Source organism: Micromonospora arida (genome assembly GCF_003857035.1).
Classification (GTDB): domain Bacteria; phylum Actinomycetota; class Actinomycetes; order Mycobacteriales; family Micromonosporaceae; genus Micromonospora; species Micromonospora arida.
Map to the genome: position 1 here is coordinate 1 of NZ_QGSY01000109.1, position 25,641 is coordinate 25,641.

The 25,641-nt window shown below is 72.2% G+C and carries 22 protein-coding genes and 1 riboswitch; of the genes, 14 read left to right on the forward strand and 8 right to left on the reverse strand.

Annotated features, from left to right (window positions below; genetic code table 11):
- Nucleotides 1-2,045 (reverse strand): glycogen debranching N-terminal domain-containing protein (locus tag DLJ58_RS05235; RefSeq protein ID WP_124854108.1); only part of this gene is annotated, 2,045 nt, incomplete at its 3' end.
- 145 nt (nucleotides 2,046-2,190) lie between these two features.
- On the opposite strand from DLJ58_RS05235, the gene DLJ58_RS05240 reads away from it, so the two are divergent.
- The 4 genes from DLJ58_RS05240 to DLJ58_RS05255 all read left to right on the forward strand — a co-directional run bounded on the left by DLJ58_RS05240 (nucleotide 2,191) and on the right by DLJ58_RS05255 (nucleotide 6,538).
- A complete protein-coding gene (locus DLJ58_RS05240) occupies nucleotides 2,191-3,180 on the forward strand; it encodes a LacI family DNA-binding transcriptional regulator (protein WP_124854109.1) in 990 nt (329 codons plus the stop codon).
- A 24-nt stretch (nucleotides 3,181-3,204) separates the two neighbouring features.
- Nucleotides 3,205-4,455, forward strand: a complete 1,251-nt coding sequence (locus DLJ58_RS05245; RefSeq protein ID WP_124854110.1) for a sugar ABC transporter substrate-binding protein — start codon at nucleotides 3,205-3,207, stop codon at nucleotides 4,453-4,455.
- A gap of 72 nt (nucleotides 4,456-4,527) precedes the next feature.
- Nucleotides 4,528-5,649: a carbohydrate ABC transporter permease gene (locus tag DLJ58_RS05250; protein ID WP_124854111.1), complete on the forward strand. Its 1,122-nt coding sequence runs from the start codon at nucleotides 4,528-4,530 to the stop codon at nucleotides 5,647-5,649.
- A gap of 1 nt (nucleotide 5,650) precedes the next feature.
- Nucleotides 5,651-6,538, forward strand: coding sequence for a carbohydrate ABC transporter permease (locus DLJ58_RS05255; protein WP_124854112.1), 888 nt, complete (start codon nucleotides 5,651-5,653; stop codon nucleotides 6,536-6,538).
- A gap of 44 nt (nucleotides 6,539-6,582) precedes the next feature.
- Here DLJ58_RS05255 and DLJ58_RS05260 read toward each other — a convergent pair whose 3' ends face one another.
- Nucleotides 6,583-7,158, reverse strand: a complete 576-nt coding sequence (locus tag DLJ58_RS05260; protein WP_124854113.1) for a GNAT family N-acetyltransferase — start codon at nucleotides 7,156-7,158, stop codon at nucleotides 6,583-6,585.
- Between the two features lie 35 nt (nucleotides 7,159-7,193).
- Between DLJ58_RS05260 and DLJ58_RS05265 the strand changes: the two genes are divergently transcribed.
- Nucleotides 7,194-8,468 (forward strand): glycosyltransferase family 87 protein, encoded by a 1,275-nt coding sequence (locus DLJ58_RS05265; RefSeq protein ID WP_124854114.1) that lies wholly within the window; start codon nucleotides 7,194-7,196, stop codon nucleotides 8,466-8,468.
- Here DLJ58_RS05265 and DLJ58_RS05270 read toward each other — a convergent pair.
- Entirely contained in the window at nucleotides 8,367-8,918 is a 552-nt protein-coding gene (locus tag DLJ58_RS05270; protein WP_124854115.1) for a GNAT family N-acetyltransferase, read from the reverse strand. The two genes, DLJ58_RS05265 and DLJ58_RS05270, sit on opposite strands and share 102 nt — an antisense overlap.
- Before the next feature lie 79 nt (nucleotides 8,919-8,997).
- Between DLJ58_RS05270 and DLJ58_RS05275 the strand changes: the two genes are divergently transcribed.
- The 5 genes from DLJ58_RS05275 to DLJ58_RS05300 all read left to right on the forward strand — a co-directional run bounded on the left by DLJ58_RS05275 (nucleotide 8,998) and on the right by DLJ58_RS05300 (nucleotide 15,528).
- Complete coding sequence (locus DLJ58_RS05275; RefSeq protein WP_124854116.1) at nucleotides 8,998-10,227, forward strand: winged helix-turn-helix domain-containing protein; 1,230 nt, start codon at nucleotides 8,998-9,000, stop codon at nucleotides 10,225-10,227.
- 157 nt (nucleotides 10,228-10,384) lie between these two features.
- Nucleotides 10,385-10,975: a DUF2752 domain-containing protein gene (locus tag DLJ58_RS05280; protein ID WP_244218785.1), complete on the forward strand. Its 591-nt coding sequence runs from the start codon at nucleotides 10,385-10,387 to the stop codon at nucleotides 10,973-10,975.
- Nucleotides 10,976-12,072: 1,097 nt separating this feature from the next.
- Nucleotides 12,073-12,813, forward strand: a complete 741-nt coding sequence (thyX, locus tag DLJ58_RS05290; protein WP_124854127.1) for an FAD-dependent thymidylate synthase — start codon at nucleotides 12,073-12,075, stop codon at nucleotides 12,811-12,813.
- A gap of 47 nt (nucleotides 12,814-12,860) precedes the next feature.
- Nucleotides 12,861-13,787: a 4-hydroxy-tetrahydrodipicolinate synthase gene (dapA, locus tag DLJ58_RS05295; protein ID WP_124854117.1), complete on the forward strand. Its 927-nt coding sequence runs from the start codon at nucleotides 12,861-12,863 to the stop codon at nucleotides 13,785-13,787.
- A 52-nt stretch (nucleotides 13,788-13,839) separates the two neighbouring features.
- The gene (locus DLJ58_RS05300; RefSeq protein WP_124854118.1) at nucleotides 13,840-15,528 is read left to right on the forward strand and encodes a ribonuclease J; all 1,689 of its coding nucleotides are present in this window, start codon (nucleotides 13,840-13,842) and stop codon (nucleotides 15,526-15,528) included.
- An 80-nt stretch (nucleotides 15,529-15,608) separates the two neighbouring features.
- Here DLJ58_RS05300 and DLJ58_RS05305 read toward each other — a convergent pair whose 3' ends face one another.
- The 3 genes from DLJ58_RS05305 to DLJ58_RS05315 all read right to left on the reverse strand — a co-directional run bounded on the left by DLJ58_RS05305 (nucleotide 15,609) and on the right by DLJ58_RS05315 (nucleotide 18,943).
- The gene (locus DLJ58_RS05305) at nucleotides 15,609-16,661 is read right to left on the reverse strand and encodes an LPXTG cell wall anchor domain-containing protein (RefSeq protein ID WP_124854119.1); all 1,053 of its coding nucleotides are present in this window, start codon (nucleotides 16,659-16,661) and stop codon (nucleotides 15,609-15,611) included.
- A gap of 123 nt (nucleotides 16,662-16,784) precedes the next feature.
- The gene (locus DLJ58_RS05310) at nucleotides 16,785-18,377 is read right to left on the reverse strand and encodes a type III secretion system chaperone family protein (RefSeq protein ID WP_244218786.1); all 1,593 of its coding nucleotides are present in this window, start codon (nucleotides 18,375-18,377) and stop codon (nucleotides 16,785-16,787) included.
- A gap of 86 nt (nucleotides 18,378-18,463) precedes the next feature.
- Complete coding sequence (locus DLJ58_RS05315; RefSeq protein WP_124854121.1) at nucleotides 18,464-18,943, reverse strand: YbjN domain-containing protein; 480 nt, start codon at nucleotides 18,941-18,943, stop codon at nucleotides 18,464-18,466.
- A 113-nt stretch (nucleotides 18,944-19,056) separates the two neighbouring features.
- Between DLJ58_RS05315 and DLJ58_RS05320 the strand changes: the two genes are divergently transcribed.
- Nucleotides 19,057-21,516: an FtsK/SpoIIIE family DNA translocase gene (locus DLJ58_RS05320; protein WP_124854122.1), complete on the forward strand. Its 2,460-nt coding sequence runs from the start codon at nucleotides 19,057-19,059 to the stop codon at nucleotides 21,514-21,516.
- 67 nt (nucleotides 21,517-21,583) lie between these two features.
- Here DLJ58_RS05320 and DLJ58_RS05325 read toward each other — a convergent pair whose 3' ends face one another.
- Complete coding sequence (locus DLJ58_RS05325; protein WP_124854123.1) at nucleotides 21,584-21,829, reverse strand: hypothetical protein; 246 nt, start codon at nucleotides 21,827-21,829, stop codon at nucleotides 21,584-21,586.
- A gap of 82 nt (nucleotides 21,830-21,911) precedes the next feature.
- Nucleotides 21,912-22,226 carry a quaternary ammonium compound efflux SMR transporter SugE gene (gene sugE, locus DLJ58_RS05330; RefSeq protein ID WP_091400443.1) on the reverse strand — a complete coding sequence of 105 codons (315 nt, stop codon included), beginning with the start codon at nucleotides 22,224-22,226 and terminating at the stop codon, nucleotides 21,912-21,914.
- A gap of 61 nt (nucleotides 22,227-22,287) precedes the next feature.
- Nucleotides 22,288-22,358, reverse strand: a riboswitch (guanidine-III (ykkC-III) riboswitch).
- 92 nt (nucleotides 22,359-22,450) lie between these two features.
- Between sugE and DLJ58_RS05335 the strand changes: the two genes are divergently transcribed.
- From DLJ58_RS05335 to pgsA, 3 genes are all read left to right on the forward strand, one after another.
- The gene (locus DLJ58_RS05335; protein ID WP_124854124.1) at nucleotides 22,451-23,374 is read left to right on the forward strand and encodes an ornithine cyclodeaminase family protein; all 924 of its coding nucleotides are present in this window, start codon (nucleotides 22,451-22,453) and stop codon (nucleotides 23,372-23,374) included.
- A gap of 89 nt (nucleotides 23,375-23,463) precedes the next feature.
- Complete coding sequence (gene rimO / locus DLJ58_RS05340; RefSeq protein WP_124854125.1) at nucleotides 23,464-24,972, forward strand: 30S ribosomal protein S12 methylthiotransferase RimO; 1,509 nt, start codon at nucleotides 23,464-23,466, stop codon at nucleotides 24,970-24,972.
- Nucleotides 24,973-25,049: 77 nt separating this feature from the next.
- Nucleotides 25,050-25,640 (forward strand): CDP-diacylglycerol--glycerol-3-phosphate 3-phosphatidyltransferase, encoded by a 591-nt coding sequence (gene pgsA, locus DLJ58_RS05345; RefSeq protein ID WP_124854126.1) that lies wholly within the window; start codon nucleotides 25,050-25,052, stop codon nucleotides 25,638-25,640.
- Nucleotide 25,641 lies beyond the last annotated feature (1 nt).

Consider the following 25,641-nt stretch of genomic DNA (forward strand, 5'->3'; position numbering starts at 1 on the left):
GTGGGGAGGTTGCTGACGGTGGCTTCGCCGGTGCGGTCGACCGTGACATGCACCGGGGTGTCGGCCACGCGGAGCCCGTCGACCGCTACGGCACCGAACTCTGCTCCCGCCAGAGGGGCCAGTCGGACCGTGCCGCCCGGCACGTCCGGGTAGAGCCCGGTGGCGGCCTGGAGCAGCAGCACCGTGCCCGCCGCGGCCCACGCCTGCGGCCGGCACGAGGCCGGGTACGGCACCGGGCGGTTCACCTGTGCCCGGTCGTCGCCGCCGTACAGCTCCGGCATCCGGTAGTCGAACGCCTCGGCCGCGCTGAGCAGCCCGTCGGCCAGACCGAGCGCGGCCTCGCGGTGCCCGGCGCGGGCCAGCCCACCGAGCACGATCGCGGTGTCGTGGGTCCAGATCGAGCCACAGTGGTACGACAACGGGCTGAACCCGGCGTCGTCGCTGGACATGGTGCGTAGCCCGAAGCCGGCGGCCATCGTGTCGGTGGTGAGTAGGTGCGCGACCTGGGCCTCCTCGTCGCGGTCGAGCAGGCCGGTGCCGAGCAGGTGGCCGATGTTGCTGGTCAGCGAGTCGACCGGACGCTTGTCGCGGTCGAGGGCCAGCGCTGGTTGCGGTCCGTGGCGACCGTCGACCCAGAAGCTCTTGCGGAACCGGCCGACCAGCGCGGCGGCGTGCTCGCGCCAGCGGTCGGCGCCCGGTCGGCCGAAGGCGTCCAGCAGGGCGGCGCCGTTCACGGCGGCCTCGTGCGCGTACCCCTGCACCTCGGCCAGCACGATCGGCGCGGTGGCCAGGGACCCGTCGTGGAAGCGGACGGCGTCACCGGAGTCCTTCCAGCCCTGGTTGGACAGCCCGTGCCCGGTGGTGTCGACGTACTCGACCAGGCCGTCACCGTCCGGGTCGGCGTGCTCGCCGATCCAGCGCAGCGCCGCCTCCAGGTGCGGCAGCAGGGGCTCGACCTGCTCGGCGGGCATCCCCCAACGCCACGCGTCGTGCAGCAGGTTGACCCAGAGCATGGTGGCGTCGACGGTGCCGTAGTACGCCGGCGGAAGGCGCAGGCCGTTGTCGGGCAGAGCGAACGCGTGGCGGCGCAGCTCGTGCAGGATCTTGCCCGGGGCCTCGCCGGTCGTCGGGTCGATCCGCGTGCCCTGCCGCCGGGCGAGCACGCGCAGTGTGCCGGCGGCCAGGTCGGTGCCGAGCGGCAGCATCATCCGTGCGGCCCAGAGGCTGTCCCGGCCGAACAGGGTGAGGAACCAGGGCACTCCGGCGCCGAGGAACACGTCGCCGGGTGCGCCGGTCTCGGCCAGTCGGAGGCCGCGCAGGTCGTCCAGGCTGCGGTCGAGCAGCCGGATCAGCCGTCGGTCGTCGGCGGTCACCTCGGGTCGGGACCACTCGGGCTCGCCGGCCGGGCCGACGACGACGGCGCGAGGGTCGTCGACGGTCAACTGCCAGCGCAGCACCGTCTCTCCGGCGGGTGGCAGGTCGACCGCCCAGGCCAGTCGGGGTGCGGTGGCCCGCTCGCCGTCGGCGAGCACGTCGGCGCCCGGCGCGGTGACGGTGACGGTGATCCCGGAGCCCGCCCAGGTGAGCGTGCCGGGCTGACCGGTCGTGGCCGTCAGCGCGTCGGTGGCGCCACCGGACTTGACGACCTCGATGGGTGCCAGGTCGCAGCCGAGGTCGACGGAGACGGAGGCCCGTACGCCGATCGTGGCGGTGGAGACGATCCGCAGCTCCTCGGTGAGGCCGTTGCGGGTGGCCCGCCGGAGCCGGTCGACGCGGACGGTGGGGTCGGGGGCGGGGTCACCGAGCCAGCGGGCCAGGCCCACGAAGTGTGCGCCGTGCGGGCCGTCGTCGCCGCGGGCCAGCCCTTCGAGCTCCCGCTCGTCGACCCGCAGCTCGGCGCGGGAGAGCACCCGGGCATCGGCGTGGAAGACGCCCTGGACGCCGGACGGGCGGATCTGCCCGGTCGCGTCCCCCAGCGCGCTGGTCGGGGCGAAGACCACCCCGACCAGCTCGTGCAGGAGGGGTTGCAGCTGGCGTTCGATCACGGTGTGGCTCCAGATCCTCGGGGTGCGGGGCGGCCATCTTGACAACGCGCCCCTGGCGGTGCAAAGTGCGAAACATTCCAGAAACTTGAACGATCCAATCCTGCCTTATCCAAATTGGATCGTTCAAGATGGCGAGAGGGATTAAGTGGCCGAAAAGGTGACCATCGCGACGGTGGCCCGGCACGCCCGAGTCAGCCGGCAGACCGTGTCCAACGTCCTCAACAGCCCGCACATCGTGCGGCAGGAGACCCGTCAGCGGGTCCAGGACGTGATCAACGCGCTCGGCTACCGGGCCAACCAGGCCGCCCGCCAGATGCGCACCGGCCGGTCCCGCCTCATCGCCGCCCGCATCGACCCGACCCGCGACGGCATCAACGGCTCCGTGCTCGACCGCTTCCTGCACGGCCTCACCGAGACCGCCGACGCCGCCGGCTACCGGGTGCTGCTCTACACCGCCACCGACGACGAACGGGAGATCGCCACCTACGGCGACCTGCTCGGCACCTACGAGTTGGACGCGTTCGTGCTGGTGGGCACCAAGTACGGCGACCCGCGTACCGAATGGCTCGCCGACCGGGACGTGCCGTTCGTGACCTTCGGTCGTCCATGGGACGCGCTCGACGCGCACCCCTGGGTGGACGTGGACGGCGCGGCCGGCACCGCCCAGGCCACCCGGCGTCTGCTCGACGCCGGCCACCGGCGGATCGCCTTCATCGGCTGGCCGGTCGGCTCCGGCGTCGGCGACGACCGGCGGGCCGGCTGGCGCGACGCGCTGCGTGCGGCCAGCGTCGACCCGACCGGGCTGCACCGGGAGACCGAGGACGGCATCGCCGAGGGTGAACGCCTGATGCGTGACCTGCTCGTCACAGTGGCACCGAGCGCCGTGGTCTGCGCCAGCGACTCACTCGCCCTCGGCGCCCTCCAGGCGATCCGCGGCGTCGACCCGCCCGTGTCGGTGATCGGCTTCGACGACACGCCGGTGGCCGCTGCGGTCGGGCTGACCAGCGTCAGCCAACCGCTCGGCGAGGCCGCCGCCCGCTGCGTGGACCTGCTCACCGGGGTCCTCGACGGCGACCACGAGACCCCCACCCCCGTGCTGCTCCAGCCCTCGTTGGCACTGCGGCACACCGCGTAGTCCCACCCCCCACCAGGAGAAACCATGGCACCCCGAACAATCACCCGGGCAGCGGTGGCCGGCCTCGCCGCCGTCGCCCTCCTTGGCTCCGCCGCCTGCGGCAGCGGCTTCGACGACTCCTCCGGCGACGCCGCCCAGTCCAGCGGCCCGGCCAGCCTGCAGATCCTGATCGGCTCGTCCGGCGAGGCGGAGACCAAGGCCGTGCAGGACGCCGCCGCGAAGTGGGCCAGCAGCTCCGGCAACACCGCGACGGTCACCCCGGCGCAGGACCTCACCCAGCAGCTCGGTCAGGCCCTCGCCGGCGGCACCCCGCCGGACGTCTTCTATGTGGACGCGGCCCAGTTCGCCAACTACGCCAGCGTCGGCGCGCTGGAGCCGTACGGCGACAAAATCAGCAACTCTGGCGACTTCTACGAGAGCCTGCGCAGCGCCTTCACGTACGACGGCAAGGTCTACTGCGCGCCCAAGGACTTCTCGACCCTGGCCCTGCAGATCAACACCGACCTGTGGACCAGGGCCGGGTTGACCGACGCCGATGTGCCGACGACCTGGGAGCAGCTCACCGCCGTCGCCCAGAAGATCAAGGCCAAGGGGCAGGTCCCGCTGGCCCTCGGTGACACCCGGGACCGGATCGGCGCCTTCATGGTGCAGAACGGCGGCTGGCTGGTGAGCAAGGACGGCAAGCAGCCCACGGCCGACACCCCGGAGAACCTCGCCGCCCTCCAGTACGTCAAGACCATGCTCGGCACCGGCCTGGCCAAGTACCCGAAGCAGCTCGACGCCGGCTGGTCCGGTGAGGCGTTCGGCAAGGGCAAGGCCGTGATGACCATCGAGGGCAACTGGATCAAGGGTGCTCTGCAGAACGACTTCCCGAACGTGAAGTACAAGGTCGTGGCGCTGCCGGCCGGCCCCAAGGGGCAGGGCACCCTCTCCTTCACCCAGTGCTGGGGCATCGCAGCGAAGAGCAAGTACAAGGATCAGGCGATCAAGTTCGTCGAGGCGATGACCAGCGGCGAGCAGCAGATGACCTTCGCGAAGGCGTTCGGTGTCATGCCGTCCCGCCAGTCGGCCGGTGACCAGTACACCGCCGCCTTCCCGGCGGACAAGGTGTTCATCGACGGCGCCGCGTACGCCCAGGGCCCGGTGAACGCCCCGAAGATGGACAGCGTCCTCAAGGACCTCGACACCGGTCTACAGGGGCTGGCGAACGGCGACCCGAAGACCGTGCTGCAGAACTTCGACAAGAACGCCAAGGCGGCGCTCGGCGGCAGCTGAGGTGATGGCGGGGGCCCCGGCGACCACCGAGGCCCCCGTCGCACGTCGGCCGGAGAGAGGGAGGGAGGGAAGATGGCAACCGAGACACTGACCGCCGCGGCGACCGCGGGCCCGGCCGGCCCCCGCCGACGCAGGGGCGGCATCCGGAGCAACGAGAACCTTGCCGGCTGGCTCTTCGTCGCGCCGGTGATCGTCATCCTGGGGCTGTTCCTGCTGCTGCCCATCCTGATGGCGCTCTGGGTCAGCCTGACCGACTGGAACGGCCAGGGCAGCCCGTTCACCGGCGACGTCCCGTTCGTCGGCGCGCACAACTACACCCAGTTGTTCACCGAGGACGGGCTGGCCCGCCGCGACTTCATGACCAGCATCCGCAACAACATCTACTACGTGGCGATCGTGGTGCCGGCGCAGACCGTGCTCGCGCTCGGACTGGCGTTGGTCGTCAACAACCGGATGCTCAAGGGCAAGAGCTTCTTCCGCAGCGCCTTCTACTTCCCCTCGGTGACCAGCTCGGTCGCGATCAGCGTGGTGTTCCTGTTCCTCTTCGCCAACTCCGGCGCGGTGAACGCGCTGCTCGGTTTCCTCGGGATCGACGGTCCAGAGTGGTTCGCAGACTCCCGGGGCGTGCTGCACCTGCTGTTCGGCGCGGTCGGCGTCGACTCGCCACCGGCGGCACTGGCCGACGGCGGCCCGTTCGGGCTGACGTGGTGGGACTGGCTGGCCGGCCCGAGCGTGGCGATGATCTCGATCATCACGTTGGTCGTCTGGACCACCTCCGGCACCTTCATGCTGATGTTCCTGGCCGGGCTGCAGAACGTGCCGGTCACGCTGGACGAGGCGAGCACCCTCGACGGAGCGTCGCGGTGGCAGCGCTTCCGGCACGTCACCCTGCCGATGATCAGGCCCACCACCTTCCTGGTGCTCACCCTCGGCATGATCGGCTCCTGGCAGGTCTTCGACCAGGTGTACGTGATGAGCCAGGGCGACCCGGCCAAGACCACGCTCACCCCGGCGTACCTGTCATACCGGACCGCCTTCCGGGACTTCGACTACGGCTCCGGCGCGGCAATCTCCTTCGTCCTGTTTCTGATCATCATCATCCTCACCCTGATCCAGCGCCGGGCGCTGGCCGAGAGGGACACCGACCGGCCGCGCCGCGGCCTGTGGCGTCGGCGCGTACCGGAAAGGTCCTGAGATGGCCGTGCTCACCGACCGCCCGGCGGCGGCGCCCGCGCGGCGACACCAGCGCGCGGCCCGCACCCTGGCCACCCGCTTTCTGGGGTACGCCACGCTGGTCTTCTTCGGGCTGGTGTTCCTCTACCCGTTCGTCATCCAGATCGGCAACGCGCTCAAGACCGAGCCCGACGCGGCGGCGAACCCGCTGTCACCGTTTCCGGACCCGCTCACGCTGGCCGGCTTCGAACGGATCTTCGCCGGCACCAACTTCCCGCTGTGGCTGGGCAACTCGCTGCTGGTGACGGTGCTCGTCACCATCGGCCGGGTCTTCTTCGACTCGCTCGCCGGCTACGCGCTGGCCCGGCTGCGGTTCCGGGGCCGCGGCGGGCTGTTCGCCGCCGTCATCGCGGTGATGGCGGTGCCCGGGGTGGTGCTACTGATCCCGAAGTTCCTGGTGCTCAACCAGCTCGGCCTCTACAACAGCTACGCCGGGCTGGTGGTGCCGCTGCTGGCCGACGCGGCGGGCGTGTTCATCATGAAACAGTTCTTCGAGTCGATCCCGGTGAGTGTCGAGGAGGCCGCCCGGATAGACGGGGCGAGCATCTTCCGTACCTTCTGGTCGGTGGTGCTGCCAATGGCGAAACCGGCGCTGATCACCCTCACCATCCTGTCGTTCCAGGGGTCCTGGAACGAATTCCCGCACAGCCTGGTGTCGGTGCAGGACCCGGACCTGTTCACCCTGCCGCGCGGGTTGGCCGACCTGGTCAGCGGATCGCTCGGCAAGGGCACCCAGTACCCGCTCAAGCTCGGCGCCGCGCTACTGGCCACCATCCCGGTGGCGATCATCTTCGTGGTGTTCCAGCGGTACTTCGTCCGCGACGCCAACGACGGCGCCGACAAGGGCTGACCTGGGTCGGTGCGGCGGCCTCGACCCCGGGGCCGCCGCCCCTGTCACTCGACCTTCTCGGCCGGAACGGCCACGTGCAGGCGCACCTGGGGCACCAGCATGTCGTCGACGTCCAGCGCCCGCGCCGCGCCGTCGGGCTCCCACCCGGTGCTGGTCAGGAACTTGCGGGTCGCCTCGTCACCGTCGAACGCCCAGGCCACCGCCCGGCTCATCCCGTCCTCGCGCCACAGGTCGACGGCGGCCGCGAGCAGCCGACTGCCGTGCCCCCGCCGGCCCCACCGCGGCTCCACCAGCAGGTCGGTCACCGCCGCCACGTCCGGGCCGAGCGCGTCGGCCGGCTCACCCGGGGCCAACGCCTCGCCGTCGGCCGGGCCGGAGGCGGCGAACCCCACCAGATACGATTGCTCGGCCTGTTCGACGGCGACCAGCACCCGGTGCGCGCCCGAGGGCGGCTCCAGCACCGCGGCGCTCCACCGCCGGGCGAGGAACGCCTCGTCCAGGTTGTCGAGCACATGCCGAGGCAGGATCCGGCGGTACGCGACCCGCCAGGTCGCGAGCTGGATGCGTGCGATCTCGCCGGCGTCCTCGGGACGCGCCGGGCGGACGTACCCGAGAGCCATGGGACGGAAGCCTACGCAAGGCGAGGGAGACGACGGTGGCGCAGGGTGCCAACAGGACGACCGCGCAGGTCGTCGGGGTGGTGGTGCTCGCCGCGGCGGTCACCGGGTTCCTCGCCGTCGCCGCCGTCCGGCACGGGTTCTTCGACCTGAAGGTCTACTACGGCGCGTTGACCTGGTGGGTGCGCGACGGTGGGGAGATCTACGACTACCTCAAGCCGGGCACCCAGTACGGCTTCACCTATCCGCCGTTCGCCGCGCTGGTCATGCTGCCGATGGCGTACCTGCCGTGGACGGCCGCGATCGTGGTGAGCGTGCTCGCCAGCGTGGCCACCACCACGGTGCTGATCTGGTGGCTGGTCGACCCGATCGCCCGCCGTGCCGGCTGGACCCGGTGGTTCGCCCTCGCCGTGGCGCTCTGCCTGGCCGCCGCGTTCGAACCGATGCGGGAGACCGTCAACTTCGGCCAGGTCAACACGCTGCTGCTCTTCCTGGTGGCGGTGGACCTGCTGCGGCTGCTGCCAGCCGGCAACCGGTGGGCCGGGGTGGGCATCGGGCTCGCCACCGCGATCAAACTGACCCCTGGCGTGTTCATCGTCTACCTGCTGGTGACCGGGCGGTGGCGGGCGGCGCTCACCGCCAGCGGCACGGCCGCCGGGGTTTCACTGCTGGCCGCCGCGCTCTTCCCGGACGCGTCCCGGGAGTTCTGGACCGAGGCCCTGTGGAACACCGGGCGGGTGGGCGAACTGGCCTTCGTCTCCAACCAGTCGCTGCGCGGGGTGGTCGCCCGGCTCGACCCGGAGCACCCGAGCACCCTGCTGTGGCTGCTGCTGGTGCTGGGCACCCTGGCGCTCTGGGCCTGGCGCTCCCGGGCCGCCGTCGCGGTCGGCGACGAGGCGACCGGCCTGGCGCTGACCGGCGCGGTGATGTGCCTGGTCAGCCCGGTCACCTGGGTGCACCACCTTGTCTGGCTGCTGCCCGCGTTGATCCTGCTGGTCGACAACGCGATGGCCGCGCCGGCCGGCCGTCGACGGCAGGTCCTGCTGGTCGCCGCGACCATCGGGTACGCGCTGCTGATCAGCCGGACCGTCTGGCTCTGGGAGAAGGACTTCAGCGGCGTCGACGGCTTCCTGGGCAGTAACGCCTACGTGTGGGTCAGTCTGGCGCTGCTGGCTTTCCTGCCGATCCGCCGGTGGCTGACCCCGAACGGGTCAGCGGTCGAGGCGTCCGGTGTACCGCAGCTCGACCAGCCCGACCGGCGGGCCCCCACCGGCCAGCGGCACCTGGTAGGTCGACCGCTCACCGTCCGGTGACAGGCCGGCGCGCTCGCAGAACCGCCGGGCCCGCCGGTTGTCCGCCAGCACCCACGCCCGGTACCCGGCCCAGCCCCGCTCGGTGAGCCCCTTCCGGGCGGCGTCCAGCAGCGCCGCGGCGGTCCCGTCACCCCAGTGGGCCGGCTCCACGTAGAGCGCCACCACCTCGCCGACCGTCGGGTCCAGGTCGTCCCGGTCCTGGTTGCGGCGGTACGGCCCGAAGGTGGTGAAACCCACGACCAACCCGTCCATCTCGCCGAGCAGTGTGGTGAACGGGTGTTCCGGGTCGGCGGTGCCGACGTCGCGACGACGCTGTGCCCAGGCCACCACGTTGAGCCGCCCGAGCACCTCGTCCGGCATGAAGCCGGCGTAGCCCGCCTGCCAGCCGTGCACGTGTACCCGGGCGACCGCCTCGGCGTCGTCCGGTTCCTCCCGACGGATGGTCAGCATTGCACCGTTCTATGCCCCGTTGGTCGTCACGTCCAGCTTCCCGCACCGGCGTCGTACCGATGAATTAAGGTCGCCGACGATGACCGCACCGGAATCACTCTCGCTCGCCCAGGCCCGCCGCGTGGCGCTAGCCGCCCAGGGCTTCGCCGACCCGGCGCCGACGGGCGTGCCCACCCGCCGACACCTGAGTCGCGTGCTGGGCCGGGTCGGGCTGATCCAGATGGACTCGGTCAACGTGCTGCAACGGGCGCACTACCTGCCGCTCTACAGCCGGCTCGGGCCCTACCCGACCACGTTGCTCGACCAGGCCGCCTACCGGCGCCCCCGCGAGCTGTTCGAATACTGGGGCCATGAGGCGTCGCTGATCCCGGTGGAGCTGCACCCGATGCTGCGCTGGCGGATGGCCCGGGCGCACAGCGAATCGTGGGGCGGCATGCGGCGGATTGCCCAGGAGCAGCCGGAGCTGGTCGCCTGGGTCCGGGACGAAGTGGCCGCCCGGGGGCCGCTGACCGCTGCCGAGATCGAGCACGACGCGCCCCGGGAGACCGGCAACTGGGGGTGGAACTGGTCGGCGGTCAAGCGGGCGTTGGAGTTCCTGTTCTGGGCCGGGGAGGTGGCCGCCGCAGAGCGCAGCACCTCCTTCGCCCGCCGCTACGACCTGCCCGAGCGGGTACTGCCCGCGGCGGTGCTGGCCGCGCCCACCCCGACCGACGCCGAGGCGTACCGGACGCTGGTTGCCCTCGCCGCGCGGTCCCTCGGGGTGGCCGCCGAGCCGGAGCTGCGCGACTACTTCCGGTTGCCGCTGGCCGGCGCCCGGCAGGCCGTCGCAGAGCTGGCCGAGGCCGGTGAGCTGGTGCCGGTCACCGTGGCGGGCTGGCGACAGCCGGCCTGGCTGCACACGTCCGCCCGGCTGCCCCGCTGGGTGCGGGGCAACACACTGGTCAGCCCCTTCGATCCGCTGATCTGGGAACGTGCCCGCACCGAGCGACTGTTCGACTTCAGCTACCGGATCGAGATCTACGTCCCGGCGCCCCAGCGGGTCTACGGGTACTACGTGTTGCCGTTCCTGCAGGGCGACCGGTTCACCGCCCGGGTCGATCTGAAAGCCGATCGAAAGGCCGGGGTGCTGCTGGTGCCGGCCGCCTGGCTCGAACCCGGTGCCGACCCGGGGGAGACCGCCGTCGCACTCGCCGCCGAGCTGTACCGCCTCGCCGGCTGGCTCGGCCTGGACGCGGTGGCCCCGCCGACGGCCGGCGATCTGGCCGGTCCGCTCACCGCCGCGTTGGCCGGCGTGTCCGGTGTACCGTGAGCGCGTGACGAGCGCACCCGGACCGGTCGACCAGCCGCACCCCGCCCCGGGCGTGGTCCACACGGCGCCGGCCGACGGTGACACGGATCCAGGTGGCTTCAATTCCGGTGGCACGGCTCCTGGTGGCACGGCTCCTGGTGGCACGGCTCCCGGTGGTGTGGGTCCCGGCGGCTCGGGTCCGGGCGGCTTCGGTCCCGGTGGCGCGGGTCCCGCCGGCCTCGCACCCTCCGGCTTCGGTCCCGGCGGCTCGGGTCCGGAGGTTTGGCCGACGACCCCGCCGGGCGGCTACCCGGCGCCTGAGCCGGACCGGCTCACCCGGTTCGTGCTGCGGCTCTACGAACGTTCCCCGCGCTGGGCAGTGCCGCTGGCCGCGGTCGGCTGCGTCGCCGTCGGCATGAGCTACGCGCTGCTCAGCAACCCGACCTACGCCGACCCGGACGCCGCGCCCACCTGTCTGCTCAAGTTGACCACCGGGCTGGACTGCCCGGGCTGCGGTGGCACCCGCGCGCTCTGGTACGTGCTGCACGGCGACCTCCCGGCCGCCGCCCGGCACCACTTCCTGTTCGTCTTCGCGCTGCCGTTCCTCGCGTACCTCTTCGTTGCCTGGGCGGGGAACCAGGCGTTCGGTTGGCGACTGCCCGAGCTGCGGATCAGCTCGAAGGTCATCGGCGGTTTCCTGGCCGCGTGGCTGGCCTTCTCGGTGGTACGCAACCTGCCCTGGGCGCCGTTCACCTCGCTCTACGTCTGACCGCGCCGCCGCCCGACCGCGCCGCTGTCTGGCTCGTCGTTGTCGGACCGCGTCGTTGTCGGACCGCGTCGTTGTCTGGTGCGCCGCCGTCGGACCGCGCCGCCGTCGGACCGCGCCGCCGTCCGACCGCGCCGCCGTCTAACGCGCCGTCGCCCGACGCGCCGCTGTCTGGTGCGCTGCCGCCGCGCCGCCGCCGCGTCGGCCACGCGCCACCGCCGATGCGGATGCGGGGTTCGGCCAGAGTGCGCTGTTTGGCGTCCTTTGGAGCTGATTCGTTTACGACATCAGGGGCCCCTCCGGCACCCATGATCGACTCGGCATCCAGGAAACCGGGCCATCCACCCGACCCGGATGCCACGACTTTCAGGAACCCGAGTCGATCATCCAGTGGGCAGCCGCACACTCGCGTCCGCGGCGGACGGCGGACAGCGGACGGCGCATTTCGCCCCAAGATCGCGCTCGATCCTGGATGTAGTGGGGTCGGGCGCGACGGATGCCACTACATCCATGGTGTTGCGCGATCTTGCGAGCGAAAGCTGCGGCCGAGCCGCTCGGGCCGTTCGGGCTCGGGTCGCTTGGCCGCTCGGGCCCGGCTCGCTCGGGTCGCTTGGACCGTTCGGGCCGTTCGGGCTCGGGCCGTTCGGGCCGTTCGGGCCGTTCGGGCCGCTCGGGCCGCTCGGGCCGCTCGGGCCGTTCGGGTCGCTTGGGCCGGATCGGTTTGTTCGGGTCGCTTGGGCGCCCGAGCGGAGCTCGGGCCTTGGTCGTCGGCGTGGGTGAGCCCATCCGCTGGGGCTGATGTCGCCAACGATTCAGCTCCAAAGGACGCCAACGGAACTGTCCGCCCCGGCCTCGATGACGATGCCCGGACCTGGGCCCCGGACCTGGGCCCCGGACCTGGGCCCCGGACCTGGGCCCCGGACCTGGGCCCCGGACCTGGGCCCCGGACCTGGACCCCGGACCTGGACCCCGGACCCGGACCCGGCCAACGCCGTTGGGCGTCGGCGGGTCCGCGGCTGTCTGAGTGATCGACATTGCAGGGGGCGCGCCTGAGTTGGGCCGGGCGGCACCCCACCACTAAAGTCCCAGGAATGCCGGACATGGTGCAGCCCCAGGTCAAGTTGATCGCGTGGACCCAATTCGCGGCCCCGGACGACGTGCCGTGGTCGACCGACGCGGATGGCGGCCAGGCGCTCGCCGAGTTCGCCGGTCGGGCCTGCTACCAGTCGTGGAAGAAGCCGAACCCGGCGACCGCCACCAATGCCGGCTACCTGGCGCACATCCTCGAGGTGGGCCACCTGAGCGTGCTGGAGCACGGGTCGGTCACCTTCTACTTCACCGGGGTGTCCCGCTCCTTCACCCACGAGCTGATTCGGCACCGGCACTTTTCGTACTCCCAGCTCTCCCAGCGCTACGTCCCGGAGCGGGACGCGGCCATGGTCGAGCCGGCGGTCATCGCCGACGACCCGGAGCTGCACAAGAAGTTCGTGGAGGCCGCCGAGGCCAGCGTTCGGGCGTACACCGAGTTGCTGGAGGGCCTCGAGCAGCGCTTCTCCGACGAGCCGAACCCGACGCTGCGCCGCAAGCAGGCGCGGCAGGCGGCCCGGGCGGTGCTGCCCAACGCCACCGAGACCCGGATCGTGGTCTCCGGCAACTACCGGGCCTGGCGGCACTTCATCGCCATGCGGGCCACCGAGCACGCCGACGTGGAGATCCGTGAGCTGGCCGTGGAGTGCCTGCGCCAGCTCCAGGGGGTCGCCCCGAACGTGTTCGCCGACTTCGCGATCACCACGCTGCCGGACGGCACCGAAGTGGCGGCCAGCCCGCACGAGGCGTCCTGAGCCCTTCCCCGGCGGGCCTCGGCTGGTCGTCCGCTAGGTTGGAGGGTATGACGCACGACCACCTCGACGCCGCGGCCCGACCGGCGTCCCGCCCCTTCGGCCGGCTGCTCACCGCCATGGTGACCCCGCTCACCCCAGACGGTTCCCTCGATCTCGACGGCGCCGCCCGGCTGGCGAGTCACCTGGTCGACGAGCAGGGCAACGACGCGCTGGTGGTCAATGGCACCACCGGCGAGTCGCCGACCACCACCGAGGCGGAGAAGGAACACCTGATCCGGGCCGTGGTGGAGGCCGTCGGTGACCGCGCCAAGGTGGTCGCGGGCGTCGGCACCAACGACACCCGGCACACCATCGAGCTGGCCGCCGCCGCCGAGAAGGCGGGTGCGCACGGCCTGCTGGTGGTCACCCCGTACTACAACAAGCCGCCGCAGAGCGGGTTGCTGCGACACTTCACCGCGGTGGCCGACGCCACCGGGCTGCCAGTGATGCTGTACGACATTCCGCACCGCTCCGGCGTGCCGATCGACACCGAGACGTTGGTCCGGCTCGCCGAACACGGCCGGATCGTCGCGGTCAAGGACGCCAAGAGCGACCTGACCGCCACCAGCTGGGTCACCAGCCGGACCAGCCTCGCCTTCTACAGCGGCGAGGACGCCCTCACCCTGCCGGCGCTGGCCGTCGGATGCGTGGGCCTGGTCGGCACCTCGACGCACTTCACCGGGGCGCTGACCGCACAGATGATCGAGGCGTACGACGCGGGGGACATGCCGACCGCGCTGGCCCTGCACCGGCGGCTGCTGCCGCTGTTCACCGGCATCTTCCGCACCCAGGGCACCATCCTGGTGAAGGCGGGCCTGGCGTCGCTGGGCCTGCCGGCCGGCCCGGTGCGACCCCCGCTCGTGGACGCCACCGACGACGAGATCGCCCAGCTGCGCGCGGACTTCGCGGCAGCGGGCCTGGAGCTGCCCGAATGAACGAACGACACGATGGACGTCGAGTAACGGCGTCGCAGAATGAGGTGGACGCGTGACCGAGGCGCACATCGAGGCGGAACTGCCCCCGCCGCTGCCGGAAGGTGGCCTGCGGATCATCCCGCTCGGCGGGCTCGGCGCCATCGGTCGGAACATGACCGTCTTCGAGTACGACGGCAAGTTGCTGATCGTCGACTGCGGGGTGTTGTTCCCCGACGTCGAGCAGCCGGGTGTGGATTTGATCCTGCCCGACTTCGGTCCGATCCTGGACCGGCTGGCCGACGTCCAGGCGATCGTGCTGACGCACGGTCACGAGGACCACATCGGCGCGGTGCCGTACCTGCTCGCCCACAAGCCTGACATCCCGCTGGTCGGCTCACAGTTCACCCTCGCCCTGGTCGAGGCGAAGTTGGCCGAGCGGCGGATCCAGCCGTACACGCTGACCGTGCGGGAGGGCGGCCGTGAGCGGCTCGGCCCGTTCGAGTGTGAGTTCTTCGCGGTCAACCACTCGATCCCGGACGCCCTCGCGGTGGCCATCCGCACCCCCGCCGGCCTGGTGCTGCACACCGGCGACTTCAAGATGGACCAGCTGCCGCTGGACGGCCGGATCACCGACCTGGCCGGTTTCGCCCGGCTCGGCGCCGAAGGTGTCGACCTGCTGCTCTCCGACTCCACCAACGCGGAGATCCCCGGTTTCGTCACCCCGGAGCGGGAGATCGGCCCGGTGCTCGACTCGATCTTCGCGAAGGCCAAGGGTCGGATCATCGTGGCCTCGTTCGCCTCGCACGTGCACCGCGTGCAGCAGGTGTTCGACTCCGCCGCCGAGCACGGCCGCAAGGTCGCGCTGATCGGCCGGTCCATGGTCCGCAACATGGGCATCGCCCGGGACCTCGGCCTGCTCAACATCCCGGCCGGCCTGGTCATCGGGATCGAGGAGGCGACCACGCTGCCGCCGGAGCAGATCGTGTTGATGTCCACCGGTTCCCAGGGTGAGCCGATGAGCGCGCTGGGCCGGATGGCCAGCGGCGACCACCGGCACATCACCATCGCCCCCGGTGACACCGTCGTGCTGGCCTCCTCACTGGTGCCCGGCAACGAGACCTCGGTCTACCGGGTGATCAACCGGCTCGCGCGGGCCGGCGCGGTGGTCGTGCACAAGGACGTGGCCAAGGTGCACGTCTCCGGGCACGCGCCCGCCGGTGAACTGCTCTACCTGCTCAACGTGGTCCGGCCCAGCAACCTGATGCCCGTGCACGGCGAGTGGCGTCACCTGCGCGCCCACGCCCGCCTCGGCATCGAGTCCGGGGTGGCCGCCGACCGGGTGGTGATCTGCGAGGACGGCGACGTGGTCGACCTTGTCGAGGGCCGCGCCAGCCTGGTGGGGCACGTGAAGAGCCGGTACGTCTACGTGGACGGCCTCGCCGTCGGTGACGTCAGCGAGTCGCTCCTCACCGAACGGCGGATCCTCGGTGACGGCGGTTTCATCGCCACCACCGTGGTGGTCGACTCGGTCACCGGCAAGGTGGTCGCCGGCCCGACACTCTCCGCGAAGGGCTTCTCCGAGGACCCGGAGGCGTTCAACCCGGTGGTGCCGTTGGTCACCGAGGCGCTCAACCGGGCCGCGGCGGACGGCATCACCGACCCGCACCAGCTTCAGCAGATCGTCCGGCGGACCGTGGGGCGGTGGGTCAACGACAAGTACCGTCGTCGGCCGATGATCGTGCCCACCGTCGTCGAGGTCTGACCGCACGCGTCACGATGCCCGTCCGCACACGAGGTGCGGGCGGGCATCGCCGTTTTCACGATTGGGCTCGCCGTCGCGGGTCAGCCGCGCTGGAGCCTGCGTCGCAGGAGCAGCAGTCCGCCGCCGAGAGTCAGCAGCGACACGCCGATCAGGCCGTACACGATGGTGGTCGTGCCGGTGCGCGGCAGTTCCGTTGCCTCCGGGGCGGGCGTGGCCGGTGCCGTGGTCGCTGGCGTGGTCGGGTCGGTCGGTGGCGCGGTGGTGGCCGCGCCGCCGCCGGATCCGCCGCCGGTCAGGCGGAGCGTCACCGAGGTGTCCGGGTTGGTGTACCGGTTGGTGGGCGCGAGCCAGAGCCGAACGCTCTTCGTGCCGCCGGTGGCCGCCACCCGTACGTCGAAACTGTCCGTGGCACCGTCCGCGAGGCGGCGCTCGCGCAGGATCTCGCAACCCACACCGTTCGTCCGGCCGCTGTCGGAGCACCCCGGTTCGGTCACCCGCACCCCGTCCGGGGTGGCGACGTTCAACGAGTACCCGCCGATGTCGAACGTGCCGGTGTTCGTGACCCGGACCCGGATGGTCGCGGCACCGTCGACGATCGGGCCGGCGGTGGCCCGTAGCCGCAGCGTCGTGCGGTCTGGCCAGTTGATCCGGACGTCGGTCGGTCGGTCGGCGCGGCCAGTGGCGTCCTGACCGGCAACGGAACCCCACTCGGTCACGCCGAAGACCGGCTGTGCAGCCGATGAGGTCACCGTCAGGCGGTACGTCCGATCGCCGCCGGCGGGCAGTTCCGCGCCGCCGCAGACCCAGGTCCTGGGCGCACCGTCGCCGGCCCGGCAGTCGCCGCCCGCGGTCAGGTCCGCATTCGGTGGCAGGCGGAGCACGAAGAAGCCCTTCGCTGCTGTCCCACCCTCGTTGACGACTTTGACCTCCAGCGGACCCGACGGGTGCCACGGGTCGCCGCCGAGGAAGACGATGTCGGCCCGGGCCAGGATCGTCGGCGCGGCGCTCCCGGCCGTCGTGCTCGGCGAGACGGTCGGCTTTGCAGGGGCGGCACCGGCAATGGTTGGGGTGGCGAGGGCGGACAGGGCGAGCACGGCGGCACCGAGAATGCCGGACCGGAGCGGGCGGTTCATGACGACTCCCGAGGTGTTGCGGTGGGCTGACGGCGTTATCACCCCGGTGCCGTTCTCCCGGTTGCGAGCTGTCGGATGTCGTGCAGTCGCGCGGCAACCGCAACCGTTGGCGCCCCTGGCGAATCAGGGCAGCGCGGCGACGGCCTCGGCGTACGCGATGCCGGTGGCGATGGCGGCGTCCATCAGGACCCGTAGCTGCGCCGGGGCGACCCCGTGCGCCAGGTCGGTGGCCACGTCGCCGGCCAGCACCAACTCGTCGCCAAGGTCGTGCGCGTACGCCTTGGGCAGCAGCCGGTCGTGGTTCCACGCGTTGCAGAAGGCGTACGCCTCGGCGCGGCGGGCCGCCGGCAGCCGGCGGTTGGCCATGGCGCGGGCGTGCAGCACCTCGCCGCGCTCACCGGCCCGCCGGAACTGGATCACCGCCCCCTCCCAGTGGCCGACCACGGTCTCGCCCTCGTCCACCAGGTACCGGTCGCCGCGCCCGTCCAGGATCCCGGTGATCATGCCGAGGGAGAGCGCGGACAACTCGCGGTCGCCCAGCTCGGGATCGGCCTCGGTATCGGGCTCGGCCTGGGCGTCGGCCCGGTCGGCGTCGGGCTCGTCGGGCTCGTCAGGTTCGTCGTCTGTGGGCAGCGGAACCGGTGCCGCGAGCGGGCGTTCGGACAGCCAGGCGGCCATCCGGCCGGAGTGGTGCCCCGTGCCGTTGCGCGCGTCGAAGCTGCCGGCCAACTCGTTGGCCACCCCGAGCAGCAGCGCACCGAGCGTGGCGACGTCCAACTCGGTGGCGGTCCGCTCGCCGTACGCCGGCCGGGGCATCGTCCGCCCGCCCAGCCCTGTCTCCACGGCCAGCCCGCAGACCAGTGCCCCGGCGGCGGCGAACTCCATGGCGGCGAGATCGTCGGTCGGCCGGTCCAACCGGGGCAGCTGCTCGGCCAGGATGGCCAGCCCGCGTTCCAGGTGGCCGCCCAGCGCGCAGAACCGCAGGTGCGCGGCGAGGTGGGGGAACGCCGCGCGCTCCCGCCGGTGCCGGCGGTACGCCCGCACGTGCGCCGTCGCCGCCCGCGCCGGCTCGCCGGTGCGCAGTGCCGGCAGCAGACCGGCGACCAGGTCCCGCTCGGGCTGGTCGGTGCAGGACTGCGGGTCGCCGTCGGTCTCCCCGAGCTCGCTGACCGCGGCATGCCACTCGCCCCAGCCGGCCAGCAGCTCGGCACGCCGGGCCGAGGCGCAGCCCGGGCAGCCGCCGGCGGGGCCCGGCCGTTTTCCGGACCACCGCTCGTACCAGTGCCGGGCGGTGGGCTCGTCGCCCAGATGATCGGCGATCCGGCAGTGCAGCTCCGCGACTGTCGGTGTGTCCGGGCCATCCGCGCCGACGCGGTGGGCCAGGTCGTGCAGCAGGGACCGGGTCTGGTCCAGCCCGACCCGGGGGGTGCCGAGCAACGCCTCCACCGCGTACCGCTGGTAGCGCAGCAGCAGCCCGCTCTCCGTTTCGGTGAGCAGGTCGGGCCGGTGGTCGGCGGCGGCCCGGCAGCGCCGGACCGGCTCGACCAGACGCCACCGCTCCCCGTGCAGCAGATACGCCTCGATCAACGCGAACCGCGCGTCCACCCCGGACCGGACGTCGCCGGCCGCGTCGGCGCGCTCGGCGAGCCGCTCCAGGGCCACCTGCCGGGCCGGGCCGTCGGGGAGGTCCCGGGCCTCGGTGAGCGCGGCCTCCAGCGCCGGTACGCGGCCCCGCGCGAGGCTGTCGCCGGAGCCGGTCGGTGGTGTGCCGGTACGGCTGCCGGTGAACTCGTCCCGGCCGGTCACGACGGCACCGCGCCGGGTAGTCGACGGACCGCCACGGCCAGCTGGCAGCCGGTGGAGATGCCACAGTCGAGCAGTTGGTCGAGCTGGTGTGGGGTCACGCCGCGTTCCAGGTCGGTGATCACCTCGCCGTACACCCGGGCCCGACCGTCGTCGGCGACGTGGACGAACGCCTTCGGCCAGAGCCGGTCGTGGTTCCAGGAGTTGCAGAACGCGTACAGGTCGGGCACCCGTTCGATGCCGAAGGTCGGATCGACCATGGTGCGGATCTGGAGCAGCTCCCCGTCCCCGCCGACGCGGAGGAACCAGATCAGGTTGTCGTCGAAGTGGCCGACGAGGTCGCCGTCCGGGGTCGGGCCGACTGACCGGCCGCGGGCGGCGAGCACCGCAGCGACCAGTTCGCCGGTCAGCGGACGCAGTGCGCCAGGGTGCCCGGCCAGCGGATCGTCCGGATCGCCTTCGATTTCCGGCGACGCCATGGGGCATCCCTTCTGAGGCGGATATCACGACCGGCGGTGGGGTTCGTGTTACGACGCGCGGACACGACCCGGAAAAGCGGGGATCTGCCCGGCCCCACCGTTACCGTGACTCTATGGCGGGCCGTACCTCTCAGGCGAGCCGGCGGCGCGGCGCGTCGCCGCGCGGTGGCACCAACAGTCGTGCCCGTCAACCGGCGAAGAAGACCACCCGGGCACCGGTCCGACGTCGCACCACGCCGGCCCGGCCCGGCCCGGCGGTCTACGTCGGCCGTGCGGTAGGTGCATTGTGGATGGGGCTGGCGCACGGGATGGGCTGGGCGGTGCGCGCCGCCGGCCGGCAGGCCGCCTCGGCCCGCGACCTCGACCCGGAGCACCGCCGGGACGGCGCCGGGCTGCTCATGTTCGGGCTCGCCCTGCTCAGCGCCGTGGCGCTCTGGCTGTCCGGAGCGGGGCCGGTGGGGGCGCGACTGGCCGACACGGTCCGGCTGTTCCTGGGCGCGATCTCGGTGGTCGTACCGGTGCTGCTGATGATCGGGGCGTGGCGGCTGATGCGTCAGCCGGCCGATCCGGAGCACCGGGGCCGAGGGTTGATCGGCTGGGGTTCGCTGCTGGTGTCGACCGCCGCGCTGCTCCAGATCGGTCAGGACCCGGCCGACCCGCTGGAGCGTGACTTCGCCGGCGGTCTGGTCGGCGCGGGCGTCGGTGGGCTGCTGGAGCGGGCGGTCACCGCCTGGGTGGCGGTGCCGCTGCTCGTCCTGCTGCTGCTCTTCGGCCTGCTCGTGGTGACCGCGACGCCGATCAACAAGATCCCGGAGCGGCTGGGTCTGCTCGCCGGTGGGCTGGTCGGCGCACCGGAGGCGGATGAGGAGGCGGACGAGGTGGCCGCCAAGCCGGCGCGCAAGCGACCGGCGAAGCGGATGCCCGCACCACTGGACCCGGACGACTTCGAGGACCTGGACGGCGCGGACCTCCAGGAGACCATGGTGCTGCCGCGCAAGTCTCCGGGGAAGGTGCCGGCGAGCCGCAAGCCGCCGGTCGATCCGCCGGAGCACTCGCCCGCCCCGACCCGGGCCGAGCAGCTCGCGTTGACCGGGCTGTCCGGGGACTACACCCTGCCGCCGGCCAACATGCTCAGCGCCGGGGCCGCCGCGAAGACCCGCAGCAAGGCCAACGACGAGGTGATCGCCGCGCTGACCGGCGTGTTCGACCAGTTCGATGTGGACGCCGCGGTCACCGGCTTCACCCGTGGCCCGACCGTCACCCGCTACGAGGTGGAGCTGGGGCACGGCGTCAAGGTCGAGCGGATCACCCAGCTGTCGCGCAACATCGCGTACGCGGTGAAGTCACCGGACGTGCGGATCCTCAGCCCGATCCCGGGCAAGAGCGCCGTCGGCGTGGAGATCCCGAACACCGACCCGGAGAACGTCGCCCTCGGCGACGTGCTGCGCTCGCGCGCGGCGACCAGCGATCACCACCCGATGGTCGTGGCGCTGGGCAAGGACATCGAGGGCGGCTACGTGGTGGCCAACCTCGCCAAGATGCCGCACATCCTGATCGCCGGCGCCACCGGCGCGGGCAAGTCGAGCTGCCTCAACACCCTGCTGGTGTCCATCCTCACCCGGGCCACCCCGGACGAGGTGCGGCTGCTGTTGATCGACCCGAAGCGGGTCGAGATGACCGGCTACGAGGGCATTCCCCACCTGGTCACCCCGATCGTGACCAACGCGAAGAAGGCGGCGGACTCGCTGGACTGGGTGGTCCGCGAGATGGACATGCGCTACGACGACCTGGCCGCCAACGGGGTCCGGCACATCGACGACTTCAACCGCAAGGTCCGCAACGGCGAGATCAAGGCACCGCCGGGCAGCGAACGCGAGATGCGTCCGTACCCGTACCTGTTGGTGATCGTGGACGAGCTCGCCGACCTGATGATGGTCGCGCCGCGCGACGTGGAGGATTCGGTCGTCCGGATCACCCAGCTGGCCCGGGCCGCCGGCATCCACCTGGTGCTGGCCACCCAGCGCCCCTCGGTCGACGTGGTGACCGGTCTGATCAAGGCGAACGTGCCGTCCCGGCTGGCGTTCGCCACCTCCTCCCTCGCGGACTCCCGGGTCATCCTCGACCAACCGGGCGCGGAGAAGCTGCTCGGCCGTGGTGACGGGCTCTTCCTGCCGATGGGCGCCTCCAAGCCGGTCCGGATCCAGGGCGCCTGGGTCACCGAGCGCGAGATCGCCGACGTGGTGAAGTTCTGCAAGGACCAGCGTGAGCCGGAGTTCCGCAAGGACGTGCTGGCCCCGGCGCAGGAGAGCAAGAAGAAGATCGACGAGGACATCGGCGACGACCTGGACCTGCTGGTGCAGGCGGTGGAGCTGGTGGTCACCTCGCAGTTCGGCTCGACCTCGATGCTGCAACGCAAGCTGCGGGTCGGTTTCGCCAAGGCGGGCCGCTTGATGGACCTGATGGAGACCCGGGGGGTGGTCGGGCCGTCCGAGGGGTCGAAGGCGCGCGACGTGCTGGTCAAGCCGGACGAGCTGGACGAGGTCCTGGCCGGCCTGCGCGGCGACGGGGACTGACCCCCGCCGACCCCGGACGCACGACGGGCCCGCCGGAATCCGGCGGGCCCGTGACGTGGGGGAGCGGTCAGTTGTTCATCAGCGCGGCGAAGACCACCAGACCGAGGATCGCGGCGACGACACTGGCCGCGGCGGCGTACCAACCCAGCGGCTTGTCACCGAGCACCGCGCCGACGACGCCCGCGATGACGCCGAGCACGCCGAAGATGATCGGGTTGAGCAGCAGGGCCAGGACCGCGAAGACGAAACCCACGATGGTGATGATGCGGGCGGCGTTGCTGCGGGGACGAACGGTGCTCGGCATGTCGGCCATGTCTTCCTCCTGTTGAGAGCCTGTCGTGACGGATCGATCAATACCCACTGTGGGCGCTGGCCACGCCCGGCGACGGGACACCTCAGTGGAAGATTTTGAGACCGATCACGCCGGCGACCACCAGCAGGAGGCAGAGGATCCGCGGCAGGCTCGCCGACTCGCCGAGCGCCAGCATTCCGACCAGCGCGGTGCCGACCGCGCCGATACCGACCCAGACCGCGTAGCCGGTGCCGACGGGGATGTCCCGCAGGGCGTACGACAGCCCGGCCATGCTCAGCAGCAGGGTCACCACGAACACCACGGACGGGATCAGCCGGCTGAAACCGGCGCTTCGGTCCAGGGCGATCGCCCAGGCCGTCTCCAGTAGTCCCGAGATCACCAGTACGAGCCAGGCCATCGTTCACCTCACCGGAAGCGCCCGGGGCTGCCGCGCCGGGACGAGTCGAGTCTGCACGTCACGCGGGGCGTCTTGGCCTGACCGGGTACGCCCACCACTCGTCCGGAGCGGCCACGAGCATCCGGCCACCGGTGCCGACGCTAGCACCGACCCCGGTGGCGTGGCGGTGACCACCGCCACGGTCCGTTGACCTCCACCTGACTTCAACTTGCAGTATCGCCAGCATGACCATGCTCTACGCCGACCCCGAGGTCGCCGCCGCGCTGGACGCCGCCACCACGGTCGACGCCATGCGCGCCGCCCTCCTGGCCGCGTACGAGGGACGCCTGATCGCGCCGCCCCGGGCCGCCGCACCGCTGAGCGGCGGGCGGATGGTGCTCACCGCCGGGCACCTGGTCGGCGAGTGGTACGGCTTCCGCTCGTACGACACCTTCGGTCACCCGCAGGGCGAGCAGTTGGTGGTGCTGCACGACGCCCGGACGGGGGCGATCCGGGCGGTCGCGGTCGGCGAGGAGTTGGGCTCCCGTCGTACCGGAGGGTTGGGGGGCCTCGCGGTCGACGCGCTGGCACGTCCCGACGCCGCCACCCTCGGGGTGATCGGCTCCGGCCGGCAGGCGTGGACCCAGGTCTGGGCCGCCGCCGCGGTCCGCCCGTTGCGCGAGGTGGTGGTGCACAGCCGCTCCTCCGCTCGCCGGGAGGCCTTCGCCGCCCGGGTCCGTGCCGAACTGGGCGTGCCGGCCCGTGCGGTGGCCGACCCGGGCTCGGCCGTCGCTCGGCGGGACCTGGTGGTGCTGGCGACCACCAGCCCGACCCCGGTGCTCTGCGCCGCCGACCTCAGCCCCGGAACGCACGTCAACGCGGTCGGTTTCAAGCAGCGCGACCGCAGCGAGTTCGGCACCGACCTGCTGGACACCGCCGATCTGCTGGTCACTGATTCACCGGCCCAGGCGGCGGACTACCAGCCGCCGATGCTCGCGGCCACACCCCCGTACGCCGGGCGGTTGCGCGACCTGGGCGGCGTCCTGGCCGGCGCGGTCCCCGGGCGGACCACCGCGGACCAGATCTCCGTCTTCTGCTCCACCGGCCTGGCCGGCACCGAGGTGTTCCTGCTCGACGCGCTGACCCGGGTGGCCGCCGCGGCGCGCTGACCGGCCGACGGGACGGGGCTGACCGAATGGTGTCGACCGTCTCCGCAGCCCGCGTGCGTGGGCTCACCCGGCCGGCCCGGTACCCTCGGATGGTGTCTGCCACCTCTCCTTCTCCCGCTGACCACGCCGAGGGCCGTCGCGTCGCCCTGCTGACCCTGGGCTGTGCCCGCAACGAGGTCGACTCGGAGGAGCTGGCCGCCCGCCTGCACGCCGACGGCTGGCAGGTCACCACCGACGGCGAGGGCGCCGACGTGGTGGTCGTCAACACCTGCGGTTTCGTGGAGAAGGCCAAGCAGGACTCGATCCAGACCCTGCTCGCCGCCGCCGGAACGGGCGCCAAGGTGGTCGCCGCAGGCTGCATGGCCGAGCGGTACGGCCGGGAGTTGGCCGACAGCCTGCCCGAGGCCCAGGCGGTGCTGAGCTTCGACGACTACCCCGACATCGCCGCCCGGCTGAACGCCGTCGTCGCCGGCGAGCAGATCACCGCGCACACCCCACGGGACCGGCGGGAGCTGCTGCCGCTGACCCCGGTGCAGCGCCGAGACAGTGGTGTGTCGCTGCCCGGCCACGGCACGGTGACGCGCACCGTCGTCGACACCGACGAGCACACCCCGGCGCACCTGCGCCAGGTGCTGCGCCGACGGCTCGACACCGGTCCGGTGGCCTCGCTGAAGCTGGCCAGCGGCTGCGACCGCCGCTGCGCGTTCTGTGCCATCCCGGCCTTCCGGGGGGCCTTCGTCTCGCGTACCCCGGACGAGCTGCTCGCCGAGGCGGAGTGGCTGGCCAAGAGCGGCGTACGGGAGCTGGTGCTGGTCAGCGAGAACTCCACCTCGTACGGCAAGGACCTGGGTGACCCGCGCGCCTTGGAGAAGCTGCTGCCGCAGCTCGCCGCGGTGACCGGCATCGTCCGGGTGCGGGCCAGTTACCTCCAGCCGGCCGAGACCCGGCCCGGGCTGGTCGAGGCGATCGCCACCACGCCGGGCGTCGCACCGTACTTCGACCTGTCGTTCCAGCACTCCAGCGAGCCGGTGCTGCGCCGGATGCGGCGTTTCGGCTCCACCGACCGGTTCCTTGAGCTGCTGGCCGGTGCCCGCGCCCTGGCTCCGGACGCGGGCGCCCGGAGCAACTTCATCGTCGGTTTCCCCGGCGAGACCCGCGCCGACGTCGACGAGCTGGTCCGGTTCCTGACCGAGGCCCGACTCGACGCGATCGGCATGTTCGACTACAGCGACGAGGACGGCACCGAGGCCGCCGGCCTGCCCGGCAAGGTCTCCGCCGCGACGATCAAGCGGCGCTACGACCGGCTCAGCGCCCTCGCCGACGAGCTCTGCTCGCAGCGGGCCGAAGACCGACTCGGCTCGACCGTCGAGGTGCTGGTCGACTCGATCGAGGACGGCGTGGTGGAGGGTCGGGCGGCCCACCAGGCGCCGGAGGTGGACGGTTCCACCACCCTGGTCGCCCCGGCCGAGGGCGGGGTCGACCTGGCCGCGCTGCGCCCGGGCGATCTGGTACGCGCAACGGTGACCGGCACCGAAGGGGTGGACCTGCTCGCCGTGCCGGATGAGATGATCTCGGCGGCGCCCGGCGCGGCACGGTGACGGCGGGCCCGAGCGGAGCGGGGGACCCAGGTGGTGCGGTGCCGGGAACGCCACGGCGGCCCGAGCGGAGTGCGGCGGTGACCGGGGCGACGGAGTCGACGCCGGGCCGGGTGGTGGCCGTGGTGCCCGTCGTCAACGCGGCAAACGCGTTGACCGCCCTGCGGCTGGTGCTGGTGCCGGTCTTCGCCGCCTCGGTGATCGTGTCCGGGATGACCCACTCCGGTTGGCGGATGGCGGCTTGCCTGATCTTCGCGGTGGCCTCGGCGACCGACCTGGTGGACGGCTGGATCGCCCGCCGCTTCGGCCTGGTCACCTCGGTGGGCAAGGTGGCCGACCCGATCGCCGACAAGGCGCTCACCGGCGCGGCGCTGGTGCTGCTCTCCTGGTACGACCAACTGCCCTGGTGGGTGACCGCGCTGATCCTCGTCCGCGAGCTGGGCATCACCGGGCTGCGGTTCTGGGTGATCCGGCACGGCGTCATCGCCGCCAGTCGAGGTGGCAAGGTCAAGACGGCGCTCCAGATCCTCGCCATCGCCTGGTACCTCTGGCCGATGCCGGCCGCGCTCGCCGCCGTCGGCCCCTGGATCATGGCCGCCGCCGTCCTGGTCACGGTCGCCACCGGTTTCGACTACATAGCCCAAGCCCTCCGCCTCCGCCGCCCCCGCTAAC